A 15,321-nucleotide genomic window follows, 5' to 3' on the forward strand; every position below is an offset into this window, starting at 1 on the left:
GGCCAAAATCATCTGCTCCAGTGAGATCCCCTGTGGGAGCGGGCTTGCCCGCGATGGCGGCAGTTCAGTCACTGTTGCTGGCGGCTGACCCACCGCCATCGCAGGCAAGCCAGCTCCCACATTTGATTTGTGGTGGGGCCAAAATTATCTGCCTGAGTGAGATTCCCTGTGGGAGCGGGCTTGCTCGCGATGGCGGCAGTCCAGTCACTGTTCCTGGCGGCTGACCCACCGCCATCGCAGGCAAGCCAGCTCCCACCTTTGATTTGTGCTGGGGCCAAAATTATCTGCTCCAGTGAGATCCCCTGTGGGAGCGGGCTTGCTCGCGAAAGCGGTAGTCCAGTTACTGTTTCTGGCGGCTGACCCACCGCCATCGCAGGCAATCTCCCACCTTTGATTTGTGGTGGGGCCAAAATTATCTGCCCGAGTGAGATTCCCTGTGGGAGCGGGCTTGCCCGCGATAGCGGCAGTTCAGTCACCGTTTCTGGCGGCTCACCCACCGCTATCGCAGGCAAGCCAACTCCCACATTTTGGATCTACGTTTATCTTGGGGCTGCATCCAGCCTGACAAACCCGGGCTTGAGCCCGAATACCTCTACGCCTTGGGCGGTAGACTGGCCCGTGGTGACTGTCATCCGTTCCACCGGCTGGTCCATTGCCGCGCGGTACTCCACGCTCATGGTCCCGGCATCATGGCTGATCGCCTGGGCCGGCACGATGATCGCCTGGTCATTGTTGTAGGTCACGACGGTCAGGCGTGCGCTCATGCCCAGGCGGACCCTTTGCAGTTGTTTCTCGGTCAGTTTGGGAATCGACAGGGTCACCGGAAATTGCGCGCTGCCCTGGCTGTCATTGGCGATCGCCAGGCCGCTGACGACGCTGACCGAACCGCTCAGGTGTTCGCCATCGAAACCGTCGCCCATGACTTCCACCGGCTGGCCCTGATGCAGCTGGTTGATATCCAGCTCCGAGACTTTGGCGACGATCTTCAGGCGTTCGATATTGGCCAGCCCGAACAACACCTGGCCCTGGCTGACCTTGCTGCCCGCCTGTACCGGCGCGTTGCTATTGCCGCTGCCTTGCGGGGTGGCGCTGCCCGGTGGCGGCACGACGATCCCGGAAAACGGCGCCTTGACCTCCTGGCCTTCGAGCAGTTTGCGCAGGGCGTCGTACTTGACCGTGGCGTTGGTCAATTCCATGTCTGCAATCTGCCGGTATTCACCCTTGCCCTGATCAAGGGCCTGTTGCAGTTCACTGCGGGCGGCGGTCAGGTCCAACTGTTGCTGCTGGGCCTGTTGCTTGAGGTCGTCCAGTTCGTTGCGTGGGATGATGCCGCGCTTGAACAGGTTCTCGCTTTCAACCAGTTTGCGCTGGGTGTTGTCGGCGCTCATTTGCGAGGTGCGCAGGCTGCGTCGTGCGCGGCTGACGGTGGGGCCGCTGTCCCAGTCCTGCATTTCCTGCACGGTCCGCCGGGCCTTGAGCTGGGCGGAGAGCGCTTCACGCAGTTGCACTTCGAGGGTGGCGGGGTCCATGCGTAACAGAACCTGGCCGGCTTCGACCCGTTGCCCCTGTTCCACCAGGTTGGCCTGCACATTGCCGTCGAAGGGGGCTGTCAGGGTGACGGTGGTGTCCGGTTCGATCTTGCCCACCAGGCCGATCTGGTGCACCAGGGCTTCGCGCTTGACCTCCAGCCATTGCTCGGCCGTGCCGGTCTGATCGGCGGCAGGCGTTGGGCGACTGAGCAGCGCGAATCCGCCAGCGCCCAGCAGTATCAGCAGTGCAACGCCCAGCAGGGCTTTTTTAGTAGTCATTGAGGGCGATTTCCCAACTTTCCAAGGTCATGCCCAGCGTCAGGTCGAGCTGGGTCTGGGCATTCAGGTAAGCAATCAGGGCATTGAGGCGGGCGTTTTCGGCGTTGCGCAAGTCCGCTTCGAAACTCAGCACCTGGAAGTTGGTGGAGCGCCCGGCGCCGAGCTTGTCCCGTTCGATCTCGATCTTGCGCCGGGACAGTTCCACCGCCCGCTGGGCAATTTCATACTGGCGCCAGCGGGTGCCAAGGTCGCGCACCACGTTATTGACGCTACGCTCCAGTTCCTGGCGCGCGTCGGTGATCAGGATGGCCTGGTTCTCCACATTGACCCGTGCGCGCACTTCGGCCTGGCGGGTACTGATATCGCCGATGGGAATGCGCACCTGGACCCCGGCATAACTGTCCCAGCGCCGATTGCTGGTACTGCCCGCGTCGTTGTCGGTGTTGGCGCGGATCTGATTGGCGCCGCCCACCAGGTCGACCTGCCAGCGCCCGGAATCCTTGGCCAGCACCAGGTTGAGGTCGGCCTGTTGGCTGCCCAGCAGCGCCGAAAGGTATTCGGGCTGCTGGTTCTGCGCCAGGTTAAAGGCCTCACGCTTGTCGATGTCCATGCGCGTGGCCTCCAGGGCTTCGGTGGCACGGATCGGGGTCGCCAGGTCCAGGGCCAGCAGGCGCAGCAACGCCAGGCGGCTCATGTCCAGTTGGTTCTGGGCTTCCTCGACCCCCAGTTGCTGGGAGGCGATGTCGGCCTCGGTCTGCACGATTTCGAACTCGGCCATGCGCCCGGCATTGATCAAGGCCTTATTCACGTCCAGTAGGGTATTGGAGCGCTTGAGGGCTTCCTGGGCGATGCTCAGTTGCTCCTGGGCACGCAGCAAGTCGCGGTAGGTGGCGATGATCTGGCTGATGGTCTGCGCGACGTTGGCCTTGAGGTTCAGGCGGTTGGCTTGCTCGGACAGGCGTGACAGCCGTAGCGGGGCGGTGGTGGCATCCCAGCCGGCGCCACGCATCAGTGGCTGGATGATGGCCAGGTCCAGGCCGTCGCTGCGGTAGCGCCCGGCATGGTTGGCGTTGTTCAGTTGCTGGGTCCAGCCCATGCTCAGGCGGGTGCCGTACTCGCCGAGCAAGCTGGTGGTGGGTGACAGGTTGGCATTGCGGGCGCGGTCGTCGCTGCCCTGGGTGGTGCGGTAGGCACTGTTGAGCACCAGCTTGGGGTTGAAGGCATCTTCGGCCACTCGCAAGTCGAACTTCTGCGCCACTCGTTGCAGGTAGGCGCTGCGAATCGCCGGGTTGTTGCGCAGGCCCAGGTACACCGCGTCGCCCAGGGTCAGGGTGGTGAGCTGGGCATTGAGCGAGACACTGTGCTCATAGCCGCTGCGGGTGGTGGTCGGCGCCGAAGGGCGGATCACGATATCGGCGGCCACGCAGGGCAGGCTCACCAGGGCAATCAGCCACAGCAGGGGTTTATTCATCGCGCAGGGCCTCCACCGGCTGCAAGCGTGACGCCGAGACTGCCGGGTAGATCCCGAAAAACAATCCCACCAGCAAGGTGCTGCCCACGCCCAGGGGCAGGGCCGACACCGCCAGGGAAAACTGCCAGCCCGACAGCCAGGCATAGAGATAGGCGGCCCCCATGCCCAGCACCGCGCCGCACAGGGCGCCGACGGCGGTGAGGGTCACGGCTTCGAGCAGGAACAGGTTGCGGATGTCGCGCTGGCGAGCGCCGAGGGCCATGCGGATGCCGATTTCCCGGCGGCGTTCCGAAACGTTCATCAGCATCACATTCATCACCCCGACCCCACCGCCCACCAGGGAGATGGCGCCCAGGGCCAGCAACAGATAGGCGAAGGTGCGGCTTTGCCGGGTCATGCCGTCGATCATTTGCTGGGGGATCTGGATCTCGACGGTGTGCTCGGTAAGTTGCGCGCCCAAGGCCTTGGTGGTCTCGACGGCGATGTGCTCCATGTCCTGGCCGGCTGCTGCGCGCAGGACCACGCTGCCAACCTGCGGCGAGGAATAGATACGGCGCATACCGGCTGCCGGGATGAACAGTGACTCGTTGGTTTGCACCGGAATCAGCATCGACCGCGGCTGGTTCTGCAGGATGCCGATGACCAGGTACAGGTAGTCGTTGACCCGCACCCGATCGCCCAGGCGCAGCGGGTCACCGGGCGTGCTTAACGCCTGGGCGATCTGGTCGCCGACCACCGCGTAGGTTTCTCCGCTGTCGAACTCGGACAGGAAGCGCCCTTCGCGCAGCGCCAGGCGCATCGCATCCTTGAGGCCAGGGGTGCTGCCAATCAAGCCGGCGTTGGTGGTGCGGCCATGAAAGACCACCGGCCCGCTGAATGAGGAAATCGCGCCGATGTGGGCGATGCCCGGCACGGCCTGGCGTACGGCTTGTAGATCGAGGTGGGTGGGCATGTGCGCATTGCTGTTGCCTTTGGGCGGGAACTGCGCCACCAGGGTGTCGGTGCCCATGTCCTTGAAAATCATCGCGGCATCTTCGGCGGCGTTATGTCCGATATTGATCAGTGCGACTACCGATGAACTGCCAATGACGATCCCCAGCAGGGCCAGGATCGAGCGCTTGCCCAGGGTGCGCAGGCTGACAAAGGCTTCATGCAACAACTGGCTCAGGCTCTGTTCGACCCGCAGGCTCATACGCACTCTGCCTCGTGGACCACGCCGTTGCGCACCAGGATCTGGCGATCCAGGCGTTCGGCGATATGCGGGTCGTGGGTGACGATGATCAGCGTGACGCCTTGATCGTGGTTCAGGGCCAGCAGCAGGTCCATGATGTCCTGGGCGGTGTGGCTGTCGAGGTTGCCGGTGGGTTCGTCGGCCAGAATCACTGCCGGCGCGCCCACCAGCGCGCGGGCAATCGCCACCCGCTGGCGCTGGCCACCGGACAGGTCGGCGGGGCGATGATGGGCCCGTTCGGCCAGCCCAACTTGCTCCAGCAGATGCAGGGCCCGCGCCACCGACTCCTGGCGCGACACACCGCGATAGCCCAGGGGCAGGGCAACGTTGTCCAGGGCGCTGAGGCGCGGCAGCAGGTTGAAATTCTGGAACACAAAGCCGATCTGTTGGTTGCGGATCGCGGCCAGTTGATCCGGCGTGGCGTGGAAAATGTCATGGCCGGCGAAGTGATAGGCGCCGCAGTCGGGCAGGTCCAGCAGGCCGAGGATATTGAGCAGGGTACTTTTGCCGGAGCCCGAAGCTCCGAGAATGCCGCAGCTTTCTCCGCGGTTGATAGAGAGGCTGACGTCATTGAGAATGGCCAGGTGCTGTCCGGCCAATTGGTAGCTTTTGCCGATGCCTTGCAGAGAAATAAAGCCTGGGAGCGTTGGAGTATCTGTCATCATGACTACGCCTTGCGCTGCGGCTATCCGGCTTGCTCCTGAAAATCGTTGTAACATCTTCAGGGCCTGCGTCACGATTGCCAATAGCTGGTTTTTATTCTTTTTTTAAAAACATTGTTTGAATAGTAACTGTGATGCCACAGCTTCGCCAGCCACAGAAATAGAGCGGTTGTTCTGGTGGCAGAGCCTATACCGGTGGCAGGAAAACGCCTGGTCCTGCCATGGGCAAGCCGTTTACAGGGCGAGCGGCAACGCGCTTGGATAGTATGGTGCAGTGTCACTACTTGCTTTCAAGCATCCGCCCCGGTATAAAAAATCAAATTTTTTTTTTAAACATATTTCCCCCGTGGAACTTATATGGTCGCGAAGAAACTCAGCGCTCCAAATGTAACCAAGACTCGACTGCTGGATGCGACAGAGGCTCTTTTCATCAAGTACGGCTACGACGCCGTGCTGTTGCGGCAAATCACCGAGAAGGCTCAGGTCAATCTCGCCGCAGTAAATTATCACTTCGGGGACAAGGACTCCCTGATGAAAACATTACTGATGCAACGCCTGGAGCCGCTCAACGAGCAGCGCCTGGAGTTGCTCGCCCGGTGCGAGGCCGAGTCTGACGGACCGCTCGACTGCGATACCTTGCTGGGTGTGCTGTTCGCCCCGGCCATGGGCCTGGAGCGCAGTGATCCGGCCAGCGGCGAGGGGCGGTCCTTTATTCGTTTCCTCGGGCGGGTCTACAGTGATACCTCGCCGTTTATCCAGGAATACCTCAAGGTGCATTACCAGCCGGTGTTCCAGCGCTTCTTCGAAGCCTTCGCCCTGGCGTTGCCCGACCTGCCGCGCAATGAGCTGGGGGTGCGCCTGCAATTTGCCCTCAAGGCGATTTCCGGGGTGATGGCCGGGACCGAACTGCGCCTGCTGATGAACTCCATGAGCCTAGGGCGCCCGGCCACTGACGCCGAAGTCATGGCCAAGCTGATCACCCTGGTCTCGGCGGCCATTCGTGTGCCGCAGCAAAGCCCGGAAGCTGAAACGGCGCTGGCGCGGGTACTCGATACCCAGCGTGCGATTCGCGGCCAGTCGGCGCTGCCGGCAACCGGTAAAGTTGCGCGTTGAGCAAATCACGCGCAAAAAAAAGCCCGCTGGGGCGGCGGGCTTGATGTACAACGTTTGTAACGGATGAGGCTTCACAGTACGTCTGCGGATGTGAATAAAACGTGAAAAAAATGTGGATCCAATATTAAGTTGCAGCGTTTTTCAGATTTTCCACGCCTTGGCACTTTTCGCCAATCGGGCGTGCATCGCGTCGACATTTGCCGCCAGCTGCGCGGTCAATAACCGATAGCCATCCAACGCACTGTGCACTGGCGCCTCCAGGGCAGCTTGGGGATCAGGCGCAGCTAGGCTGGTTCGTTCCAAGCGTTGCGTGGCGCCGGATTGCAGGGCCCGCGCCATCCCGATCAACTGCACACGAATCTGCCGATGCTCAGCCTTGAGCGCCAGTTGCAAGCGCGCCATGGCCTGCTCATCCCGTGGGTCAGGGCGGGTATTGCCGAGAATTTCCAGGGTGCTGATGCACATCCGTAGATGGCGCTGGATCCCATCCAGCTCGGTCATGGAAATCCGCACTTCCTTGGACACCGACGGCATCAACGAACGCAGTTGCAACATCGCCGCATTCAAGCGATTGAGCAGCTTGAGGTGCTCGTCATCGGTGACCGACTGGCCACTGATGATCCGGCTGTAGATGGCGGCGCAGTCGCGCAGCGCGCTGGCCAGGTTGTAGCGCCAGGAGTACACGGCATACAGCGGCAGGGCGAAGGAAAACGCCAGGGCCAGGGCGATGCCGATCAGGATGTCGACGGTGCGCCACAGGCCATCGGACAGTGGGTTGTCCCCGTGGCCGGCGACGATAAACACGGTGATCCCCGACAGCAACGCGGTGTATCCACCCTTGCCGATGGCGTGATAGGAAAAAAAGCCACACACCACCGACATCAACAGGTACGTCAACAAGGGTTGGCCCAGATAAGCCTGTTGCGCCACCAGCAGCAGGCCGACACTGGCCCCGATCAGCGTGCCATAGGCCCGCTCCACCGCTTTCTTGCCGATATTGCCGTGGTGCTGCAGGCCGCCAATCACCACCAGCATGGTCACCGAGGCCCATTCACCGTGGGGCAGGTTGATACCGGTGGTCAGCAGGATGGTCGCGAGCAGGCCGATGGACACCCGTACCGCGTGGATCAGTTTGGCATGACGATAACGGCGATAGGGGTCGAGCAGTGGCCGCAACAGGCGGCGGGCGAAGGACGGCAGATTCATCGGGATTAAGAAGGCCTCATCGTTAGATGTTATGAGGTCCAATGTGGGAGCTGGCTTGCCTGCGATCGCATCACCTCGGAGTCACTGACACACCGAGGCACCTGCATCGCGGGCAAGCCCGCGCCTACATGGGAGCAGTTTAGAAAATATAGTCGGTGGTCAAAAAGCTCGACGCCCGGTCCCGAATGATATCGCTGATCAGTGCTTTGTTGCTGTCCTGGAACTTGGTTGCCACCAGGGTGCGGATCGAGAACACCCGCAGGGCGTCATGCACCGACAACGTGCCTTCGGCCGAGTTCTTGCGGCCATTGAACGGGAAGGTGTCCGGGCCGCGCTGGCACTGGGCGTTGATATTGATCCGGCCCACCTGGTTGGCGAAGGTGTCCACCAGGCGCCCGACTTGCGCCGGGTCGGTGCCGAAGATACTCAACTGTTGGCCGAAATCCGACTCCAGGACGTAGTCGATCACCGTGTCCAGGTCGCGGTAGGGCACGATCGGCACCACCGGGCCGAACTGCTCCTCGTGGTACACCCGCATCTGTGGGGTCACCGGGTACAGCACCGCCGGGTAGAAGAACGAGCCACGGCTGGCACCGCCATTGGCGTTCACTACCTTGGCCCCGTGTTGCGCCGCGTCGGCTACCAGACCGTTGAGGTAGTCCACCTTGCCTGCTTCCGGCAGCGGCGTCAGCGACACACCTTCGTCCCAGGGCATTCCCGGTTTGAGGCTGGCGAGTTTGTGGTTGAACTTCTCGATAAAACGTTCGACCACGGCTTCATGCACAAACAGGATTTTCAACGCGGTACAGCGCTGGCCGTTGAACGACAGCGAGCCGGTGACCGCTTCGTTGACCGCGTTATCCAGGTCGACCTCAGGCAATACGATGCCGGGGTTCTTCGCATCCAGCCCCAGGGCTGCTCGCAAGCGATGTGGGCGCGGGTGCAGCTTCTTCAAGTCACTGGCTGCCTTGTTGGTGCCGATAAACGCAAAGATATCTACCTTGCCGCTGGCCATCAGCGCACTGACGGTCTCGCGGCCGCTGCCATAAATCACATTGATGACGCCGGCCGGGAAGCTGTCGCGGAAGGCCTCCAGCAATGGCCGGATCAACAGGACGCCGAGCTTGGCCGGCTTGAACACCACGGTGTTGCCCATGATCAGCGCCGGGATCAGTGTGGTGAAGGTTTCATTGAGCGGGTAGTTATAGGGGCCCATGCACAGGGCGACGCCCATGGGCACGCGGCGGATCTGCCCGAGGGTGTCCTGTTCCAGCTCGAAGCGGCTGGAGCGGCGGTCCAGCTCCTTGAGGGCATTGATGGTGTCGGTGATGTAGTCGCAGGTGCGGTCGAATTCCTTCTGGGAATCCTTGAGGTTCTTGCCGATTTCCCACATCAGCAGTTTCACCACGGCATCGCGCTGTTCGCGCATGCGCCGCAAAAACGCCTCGACATGCTGGATACGCTCGACCACCCGCATCGTAGGCCATTGGCCCTGGCCACGGTCGTAGGCCCGAACTGCGGCGTCGAGGGCGAGCAGGGCGGTCTCGGCATCCAGCAGCGGCGTGCTGCCGATAATCACGGGGGTGTCGCCGTCGGCACCGGCCAACTGGACAGGGCTGCGCACCTGGGCCAACGGGCCGTTCCAGGTGCGTAACTGGCCGTCGACCAGATAGTCGCGTTGCTCAATGGGGGCGGCGAGGCGAAATTGTTCGGGAATACCTTCGGCGGTCGGGAACAGATTGGCAAGCAGGTGAGTGGTGGTCATGTCGCTACCCCTGGAGTGGTTGCACAGCTTGAGTCAGAGATTCCCCCATCGGAGGGCTCTGTTGCAAGGCTTACACGCATTTCCCTACGCACACTGGGGCGCGGCGGGTAAACTACGCGGCTTTCTTGAAGGAGTTCATATGAGTCAGTACCAGCCGGGCATTCTTGCCGCACCGGTGCCGTTGCAGGCACGCCATCTGTTTTTCGCCATCGAGTCCATCGACGCCGTGCCGGCAGCGCTCGACGCGCTGGTGCAGTTGGTTGACTCGGCAGTGGTGGTGGGTTTGGGTGAGCCGCTGGTCAAGGCACTGGGCGCGCACATCGAAGGGCTGCGCAGTTTTGCGCCCATCTCGGCGCCGGGTGCCCACAACCCATCCACCCAACAGGCGCTGTGGTGCTGGTTGCATGGCGAAGACCGTGGTGAGTTGCTGTTGCGCAGCCGGGCCTTTGAAAAAGCCCTGGCGCCGGGCTTTCGCCTGGTGCAGATGACTGAAGGTTTCCGCTACAAGACCGGCTTTGACCTGACCGACTACGAAGACGGCACCGAAAACCCCCATGACGACGCCGCCGTCGAAGCCGCCGTTGCCGGCAGTGGCGCCAGCTTTGCCGCAATCCAGCAATGGCAACACGACCTGGACGGTTTCGCCGCCTTGCCGGCCCAGGAGCGCGACCACATCATCGGGCGTCGCCATGGCGATAACGAAGAGCTGGACGACGCCCCCGAGTCCGCCCACGTCAAGCGCACCGCCCAGGAGAGCTTCACCCCCGAAGCCTTTGTGGTGCGCCGTTCCATGCCCTGGGCCGAAAATGGCCAGGCCGGGTTGATGTTCCTCGCGTTCGGCCACTCCTTTGACGCCTTTGAAGCTCAGTTGCGCCGCATGAGCGGCCTGGAAGACGGGATTGTCGATGGCCTGTACCGCATCAGCACACCGTTGACCGGTGGCTACTACTGGTGCCCGCCGCTCAAGGATGGGCGTCTGGACCTGGGCGCGATCTTCGCGGCCTGAGCCAAACGCTTGTAGGAGCCCACAAACGGGCTCCTATGAGGTCAGGCGCCGCGCATGGCTTCCAGCCACGCTGGATCCAGGCGCGTTTGTTCAGCCTTGATTCCCAGCGCCTTCATCTGCGCCTTATGTTTCTCGATTTCCCCGACCAGTTGCGCCTGGGCGCTGGAATTGGCGTCCAGTTCATGCATCTGCGTCAGCCCCAGGTGATAGAACCGCAGCAGCTTCATCGCCGTCGGGTCGTTGGCCTGGACCCGCTCGGTCACCTTGTGCATCACATTGGTCACCCGCATCAGGCTGCGCTTGAGCTGCCAGCCATAGATCGCTGGCGCCAGCCAGGCCTGTGACCAGAGCGGACCGCGTACCAGGGCGATAGTCAGCACTACGCCGGCCGCCACTCCCCCGATATTGAAACGAAAGTTGTCGCCGCCGGGCTCGCCAAACAGCATCACGGCCAGGCTCGACAGCAGCATGGCCAGGGCGATGAAGATCACCGCGACAATCAGCGTGCTGCGGCGGGTCTGCTGGCGATAGGTTTGCGGATCGACAGGTTTGATCTCAAACATGCGGGATGCAGTCTCCATGAACTAAGTAGGGGTATTGCGCGGCGCGGCATCTTCTCATGGTTTGTGGGTGGGCGTGAGAAAGTTGAACGATGGCAGCCGGGGTTTTCTCTAACGCATGTATGCATCGTCAGCAAAGCGAAGGAGATGACTGTGACTGAACAATCGAACAAGCCCGATGGCCCGCATTCGTCGGAACACGCCAGTGATCAGCACGATTTGGGGTTTGACCCAGACTCACCGGATGTGGCCGACCCGCAGGTCGACCCGGTCGGCCCGGCCATTGCGCCGTTGGACAAGAAGCACAAAGCCGGCAAGCAGCCGGCTTATGATCCCTTGGGCGATCTGAAACCATAACTTCACGCCCATCAGTGCAGGAGCTGGCAAACCAGCTCCTGCCGCAGCCCCTACAGGCGCTTGGGGGCGATCCAGGTGACGTCGGTGATGCCGTATTTCTCCGCCCATGGCCGCGTGGTCTTCTTGGTGCGCTCGTGGCCAGGACGGCCAATGCGCCCGACGTGGGCCACCCCGGCGTCACAGCTGGCCCAATGCCATGCCTCGGCGTTATTCATCACCTCCGCACGCACTACAAAAGACTTGGGCTCGCCATGCAGCCTGTATTGGATGGTGTAGATCGTTGCCGTGCCCATATTGCCTCCCTGTTTTGATATGGAGTTGATGCAATTAGGTTCAGAAAGGTTCAGAAAGTTTGCGCCCCATTCCTACGATCTATTGCCACAGATCAGTATTGGCAGCGGCAACGGTTACGGGTATTAGTGAAACCTTCGCCCGCGCCCAAGGATCGCGCCATGTCCCAGGATTCACCGAGCCTGACCCACAGCCGCCTGTACCTGCAACGCCTGGGGTATGACAGCCCGCCAGCACCCACTTTGGAAACCCTGGCGCAGTTGCAATTGCGCCATGTCTGTACCTTCGCCTTCGAAAACCTCTCGGTGTTGGCGCAACTGCCAGTGCCCCTTGATCTGGCCAGCATCGAGCAAAAAGTCCTGTTCGACGGGCGGGGAGGTTATTGCTACGAACTGAACCAGATGTTCCTGGCCTTGTTGCAAGAGCTGGGCTTCGATGCTCGGGGCATCACCGGTCGAGTAGTCATAGGCGGGCCGCCTGATGCCCACACCCCGCGTACCCATCGCCTGAGCCTGGTGACCCTGGCGGGTGTGCGCTACATCAGCGATGTCGCGTTTGGTGGCATGGTGCCAAGCAGCCCGCTGCAGCTGGACAATCTGGCGCCACAGGCCACGGCCCATGAACCCTATCGCCTGACCTTGAAGGACGGCAGCTACACCCTGTGGGCCCAGGTTGGCGAGGAATGGCGAGGGCTGTACGTGTTCGACCTGCAGCCGCAGTCGCACTTCGACTATGAACTGGGCAACTGGTATGTCTCGACCCACCCCGATTCGCCGTTCATCAAACAGTTGAAAGTGGCGCTGATCGGGCCCGGCCTGCGGCGTACGTTAAACAACGGCAACTACGCCGTTCATCACGTGGGCGGTGACAGCGAAAAACGCTCGATCACCGACGTCGACCAATTGCTGGAACTGCTGCGTGAAGCGTTTGGTTTACGCGTGCCCAAGCACCCACAGCTACGCCCGCGACTGGCGCAACTATTGGCCGATAGCTGATAGGCCTACTCTGGAAGGCCTGATCCAGAGCCTTCGCTGAAGCGTTTTACCTCCAACTCCAAGGCAAATTAAATCGAACCTTTTGCAAAACAGGGGGTTCGAACCGTTTCTTGAATAATTTGCCCACCTAAAAAAGGAGATGTAAAACGATGTCCAAACTATTCGGAAAAATCCTCAAGAACTCCTCGGTCCTGGCCCTGGTTGCCGCACCGGCGATGGTATTCGCTGCGCCGTCCACCGATCCGATTTCCACCTTCGGTATCCTCGGCAGCTACAACGACTTCAAGCTTGAAGGCGGTAGCGAAAGCGACAAGGACCATATGCCGGAAGCCGGCCTGTTCTATAACTTTGGCAACAAGCTGACTGCCGAATCCGGCTTTATCTATCAGGCCGGCGTGGACGCCAAGTTTGGCAAGAAAAGCGACAACAAACTCAAGGAAGGCCAGGCCGACCTCGACCTGGGCTGGCGCGCCGCGCTGGATGCGCGCAACTTTGTCGACGTGCTGGTCGGCGGTGGCTACAGCTGGACCCGTTATGAGCCGGACTCTGGCGACTACGACATGAAACTCACCAACAAGTCGCCGTTTGCCAAGGCGGCGGTGGGTTACAACCATCAGTTCGACAGCATGACCATGCGTGTCGAAGTGGGCGCCCGCCATACCATTGACGGCCGCGCCAAGCTCAAGGTTGACGGCATTGGCAGCGACACCGTGGACCTCAAGGACCGCACCAATCCCTACGCCGAAGTCAGCTTGCTGATGAACCAGAACGGCGACCTGCCGGTGATGGCGGGCCTGTATTACACCCGTACCGAGTACAAGCTCGACGCGGACTCCGAAGTGGCCGATAACACCAAGCTCAAGCGCGATGAGTACGGCTTCAAGGTCGGTCTGGCTTTCTAAGTCGGCTGTTGCGGGCGCCGGCGTTCTGTAATGGAGCGCCGGTCGCCCGACCCTGTCCGCCCAAGTCCCCCTTTGTGTCCCCCAATACCCTCAACGCCGCGCCGTCCCTGACTTAGTGTGAACCCAGCTGTTCATACTAAAAAAGAGAGGCTGGCTATGTGGTCTACGACCTCCCGCCGCATGGGTTTGCTGCTGGCCTTGCTTGGCCTGCTGGCCGCCTGTGACGACAAACCGCAACATCCCCCGCAGCTTGCCACGGCAAGCAACGCCATGCCTGCCGACCCGGCGCTGGCCCAGCTCTACGACACCAGTTGCAAACTGTGTCACGCCAACCCTGCCTCCGGCGCGCCGTTGACCGGCGACAGCCAGGCCTGGAGCCCGCGTGTTGCCCTGGGCGCGGACACCCTGCTGGACCACACCCTCAACGGCTACAACGGCATGCCGCCGATGGGCCTGTGCATGCAGTGTTCCGAGGACCAGTTCCTGGGCCTGATCAGTTTTATGGCCGGTGTTCATATCCAATAACAACAATGGGGTAGGTAATGGTGCTTTCACGCAGGCAACTGTTGCAGCGCTCGGCGGTGGCCGGCGCATTTCTGGCAATCAGCAGTAACCCGGCGCTGGCCCAATTGGCCCGGGCGCCGCGCTTGATCCCCTGGCGCAATTGGTCGGGCGCCCAAAGCTGCCTGCCCCTTGAGCGGCTGGCGCCCAAGGACCTGGGGGAGTTGGTGCAGATCATTCGCCAGGCACCGGGCAAGATCCGCCCGGTGGGCTCGGGCCATTCATTCAGTGCCCTGGTACCGACAGATGGCACGTTACTGTCGCTGAGTTTTTTCAATGGCTTGCTCGAGCACGATGCCAGCAGCCTGCAAGCCACCTTCGCCGCCGGTACGCCCATGTCACGCATGGGGCCGGCGCTCAAGGCTATCGGCCAGGCCCTGCCGAACATGGCGGACATCGACTACCAGACCCTGGCCGGCGCCATTTCCACCTCGACCCATGGCACCGGGGTTGGGTTTACCTCGTACTCAGCCGGTGTCACCGGCCTGCAACTGGTGACGGCGGAGGGCGAGGTGCTGGACTGCGACGCCGGGCGTGAGCGCGAGTTGTTCAACGCCGCCCGGGTGTCGTTGGGCGCGCTCGGCGTGACCACCCGCGTGCGCATGCAAAACCGCGCCCCTTACCGTCTGCGGGAGCGCCAATGGATAGCGCCGACCGAAGAGCTGTTGGAGGATGTGGCGAACAACACCCGCGAGAACCAGCATTGGGAGATGCTGGTGGTGACACATTCCGACTACGCGCTGTCCATCGCCCTCAACGAAACCACCGACGCGCCAACCCCGCCAATCGACCCGGCAGAGGCGGGCGGCAATGAGTTTGTGTCGATTATCGAGAACCTCGACAAATATGCCAGCGACTTCCCCGCAACCCGCCGCACGCTGCTGAACAGCCTGCGCTATTTCGCCAGTTTCCAGGACCGTGTGGCTGAATCGTTCGAGGTCTACGCCAACGTGCGCAATGTGCGGTTCAACGAGATGGAGTATTCGGTGCCCGCCGAACACGGTCCGGCCTGCCTGCGGGAAATCCTCAAGCTGATCCGCGACAAAGACCTGCGCACCTGGTTTCCCATCGAGTACCGCTACGTCAAGGCTGACGATATTCCCTTGAGCATGTTTGAAGGCCGCGACAGCTGTTCGATCTCGGTGCACCAGCACTACACCATGGACCATCACAACTTTTTTGCCGCGATCGAGCCCATCTTCTGGAAATACGCCGGCCGGCCGCACTGGGGCAAATTGCACACCCTCAATGCCCGCGCCCTGCAGGCCCTGTATCCGCGTTGGAACGAGTTCGCGCGGGTGCGCCAGGCCCTGGACCCCGGCGGCAAATTCCTTAATGCACACCTGTCATCAATCCTGGGAGTAGCCTGATGAACCGCAGACACTTCATGGTC

General features: G+C 61.6%; 15 protein-coding genes. 7 read left to right on the forward strand and 8 right to left on the reverse strand.

Annotated elements, in window-relative coordinates; genetic code table 11:
* Window positions 1-539: 539 nt before the first annotated feature.
* Genes JFT44_RS24675 through JFT44_RS24690 form a run of 4 tightly spaced genes read right to left on the reverse strand, consistent with a single transcriptional unit; the run spans window position 540 to window position 5,175 of the window.
* On the reverse strand, window positions 540-1,808 hold the full coding sequence (locus JFT44_RS24675; protein WP_057959327.1) for an efflux RND transporter periplasmic adaptor subunit: 1,269 nt from the start codon (window positions 1,806-1,808) through the stop codon (window positions 540-542).
* On the reverse strand, window positions 1,798-3,279 hold the full coding sequence (locus tag JFT44_RS24680; RefSeq protein ID WP_057959328.1) for a TolC family protein: 1,482 nt from the start codon (window positions 3,277-3,279) through the stop codon (window positions 1,798-1,800). The genes JFT44_RS24675 and JFT44_RS24680 overlap by 11 nt, the downstream gene beginning before the upstream one ends.
* Window positions 3,272-4,471 carry an ABC transporter permease gene (locus JFT44_RS24685; protein ID WP_120733315.1) on the reverse strand — a complete coding sequence of 400 codons (1,200 nt, stop codon included), beginning with the start codon at window positions 4,469-4,471 and terminating at the stop codon, window positions 3,272-3,274. The genes JFT44_RS24680 and JFT44_RS24685 overlap by 8 nt, the downstream gene beginning before the upstream one ends.
* A complete protein-coding gene (locus tag JFT44_RS24690) occupies window positions 4,468-5,175 on the reverse strand; it encodes an ABC transporter ATP-binding protein (RefSeq protein ID WP_198831326.1) in 708 nt (235 codons plus the stop codon). Before JFT44_RS24690 ends, JFT44_RS24685 begins: the two co-directional genes overlap by 4 nt.
* A 354-nt stretch (window positions 5,176-5,529) precedes the next feature.
* Here JFT44_RS24690 and JFT44_RS24695 point away from each other — a divergent pair, with 354 nt between their 5' ends.
* Window positions 5,530-6,285 (forward strand): TetR/AcrR family transcriptional regulator, encoded by a 756-nt coding sequence (locus tag JFT44_RS24695; protein ID WP_057445041.1) that lies wholly within the window; start codon window positions 5,530-5,532, stop codon window positions 6,283-6,285.
* Between the two features lie 141 nt (window positions 6,286-6,426).
* Here the strand turns inward: JFT44_RS24695 and JFT44_RS24700 are convergent, their stop codons facing one another.
* Together JFT44_RS24700 and JFT44_RS24705 are read right to left on the reverse strand one after the other, a co-directional pair.
* A complete protein-coding gene (locus JFT44_RS24700) occupies window positions 6,427-7,491 on the reverse strand; it encodes an FUSC family protein (protein ID WP_198831327.1) in 1,065 nt (354 codons plus the stop codon).
* Window positions 7,492-7,630: 139 nt separating this feature from the next.
* The gene (locus JFT44_RS24705) at window positions 7,631-9,256 is read right to left on the reverse strand and encodes an NADP-dependent glyceraldehyde-3-phosphate dehydrogenase (RefSeq protein WP_115128367.1); all 1,626 of its coding nucleotides are present in this window, start codon (window positions 9,254-9,256) and stop codon (window positions 7,631-7,633) included.
* A gap of 139 nt (window positions 9,257-9,395) precedes the next feature.
* Between JFT44_RS24705 and JFT44_RS24710 the strand changes: the two genes are divergently transcribed.
* Window positions 9,396-10,262 (forward strand): Dyp-type peroxidase, encoded by an 867-nt coding sequence (locus tag JFT44_RS24710; protein WP_057959333.1) that lies wholly within the window; start codon window positions 9,396-9,398, stop codon window positions 10,260-10,262.
* 41 nt (window positions 10,263-10,303) lie between these two features.
* Here the strand turns inward: JFT44_RS24710 and JFT44_RS24715 are convergent, their stop codons facing one another.
* Window positions 10,304-10,825, reverse strand: a complete 522-nt coding sequence (locus JFT44_RS24715; RefSeq protein WP_057959334.1) for a DUF3087 domain-containing protein — start codon at window positions 10,823-10,825, stop codon at window positions 10,304-10,306.
* A gap of 150 nt (window positions 10,826-10,975) precedes the next feature.
* Between JFT44_RS24715 and JFT44_RS24720 the strand changes: the two genes are divergently transcribed.
* Complete coding sequence (locus JFT44_RS24720; protein WP_232544792.1) at window positions 10,976-11,179, forward strand: DUF6021 family protein; 204 nt, start codon at window positions 10,976-10,978, stop codon at window positions 11,177-11,179.
* 50 nt (window positions 11,180-11,229) lie between these two features.
* Here the strand turns inward: JFT44_RS24720 and JFT44_RS24725 are convergent, their stop codons facing one another.
* Entirely contained in the window at window positions 11,230-11,472 is a 243-nt protein-coding gene (locus JFT44_RS24725; protein WP_057436926.1) for a DUF6555 family protein, read from the reverse strand.
* Window positions 11,473-11,631: 159 nt separating this feature from the next.
* Between JFT44_RS24725 and JFT44_RS24730 the strand changes: the two genes are divergently transcribed.
* The 4 genes from JFT44_RS24730 to JFT44_RS24745 all read left to right on the forward strand — a co-directional run bounded on the left by JFT44_RS24730 (window position 11,632) and on the right by JFT44_RS24745 (window position 15,298).
* Window positions 11,632-12,465 carry an arylamine N-acetyltransferase gene (locus tag JFT44_RS24730; RefSeq protein WP_198831328.1) on the forward strand — a complete coding sequence of 278 codons (834 nt, stop codon included), beginning with the start codon at window positions 11,632-11,634 and terminating at the stop codon, window positions 12,463-12,465.
* Window positions 12,466-12,614: 149 nt separating this feature from the next.
* A complete protein-coding gene (locus JFT44_RS24735; protein ID WP_057436922.1) occupies window positions 12,615-13,367 on the forward strand; it encodes an outer membrane beta-barrel protein in 753 nt (250 codons plus the stop codon).
* Between the two features lie 156 nt (window positions 13,368-13,523).
* Window positions 13,524-13,892 (forward strand): cytochrome c5 family protein, encoded by a 369-nt coding sequence (locus JFT44_RS24740; RefSeq protein ID WP_169989796.1) that lies wholly within the window; start codon window positions 13,524-13,526, stop codon window positions 13,890-13,892.
* 77 nt (window positions 13,893-13,969) lie between these two features.
* Window positions 13,970-15,298, forward strand: a complete 1,329-nt coding sequence (locus JFT44_RS24745; protein ID WP_198831338.1) for a D-arabinono-1,4-lactone oxidase — start codon at window positions 13,970-13,972, stop codon at window positions 15,296-15,298.
* Window positions 15,299-15,321: the final 23 nt, after the last annotated feature.

This window comes from Pseudomonas sp. MF5691 (assembly GCF_016405645.1).
Taxonomy (GTDB): domain Bacteria; phylum Pseudomonadota; class Gammaproteobacteria; order Pseudomonadales; family Pseudomonadaceae; genus Aquipseudomonas; species Aquipseudomonas shahriarae.

Coding starts and splice junctions, on each gene's coding strand:
- JFT44_RS24695 (WP_057445041.1), top strand. CDS start 5,530: ATGGTCGCGAAGAAACTCAGCGCTCCAAATGTAACCAAGACTCGACTG.
- JFT44_RS24700 (WP_198831327.1), bottom strand. CDS start 7,491: ATGAATCTGCCGTCCTTCGCCCGCCGCCTGTTGCGGCCACTGCTCGAC.
- JFT44_RS24735 (WP_057436922.1), top strand. CDS start 12,615: ATGTCCAAACTATTCGGAAAAATCCTCAAGAACTCCTCGGTCCTGGCC.
- JFT44_RS24730 (WP_198831328.1), top strand. CDS start 11,632: ATGTCCCAGGATTCACCGAGCCTGACCCACAGCCGCCTGTACCTGCAA.
- JFT44_RS24690 (WP_198831326.1), bottom strand. CDS start 5,175: ATGATGACAGATACTCCAACGCTCCCAGGCTTTATTTCTCTGCAAGGC.
- JFT44_RS24675 (WP_057959327.1), bottom strand. CDS start 1,808: ATGACTACTAAAAAAGCCCTGCTGGGCGTTGCACTGCTGATACTGCTG.
- JFT44_RS24705 (WP_115128367.1), bottom strand. CDS start 9,256: ATGACCACCACTCACCTGCTTGCCAATCTGTTCCCGACCGCCGAAGGT.
- JFT44_RS24715 (WP_057959334.1), bottom strand. CDS start 10,825: ATGTTTGAGATCAAACCTGTCGATCCGCAAACCTATCGCCAGCAGACC.
- JFT44_RS24725 (WP_057436926.1), bottom strand. CDS start 11,472: ATGGGCACGGCAACGATCTACACCATCCAATACAGGCTGCATGGCGAG.
- JFT44_RS24680 (WP_057959328.1), bottom strand. CDS start 3,279: ATGAATAAACCCCTGCTGTGGCTGATTGCCCTGGTGAGCCTGCCCTGC.
- JFT44_RS24685 (WP_120733315.1), bottom strand. CDS start 4,471: ATGAGCCTGCGGGTCGAACAGAGCCTGAGCCAGTTGTTGCATGAAGCC.
- JFT44_RS24710 (WP_057959333.1), top strand. CDS start 9,396: ATGAGTCAGTACCAGCCGGGCATTCTTGCCGCACCGGTGCCGTTGCAG.
- JFT44_RS24740 (WP_169989796.1), top strand. CDS start 13,524: ATGTGGTCTACGACCTCCCGCCGCATGGGTTTGCTGCTGGCCTTGCTT.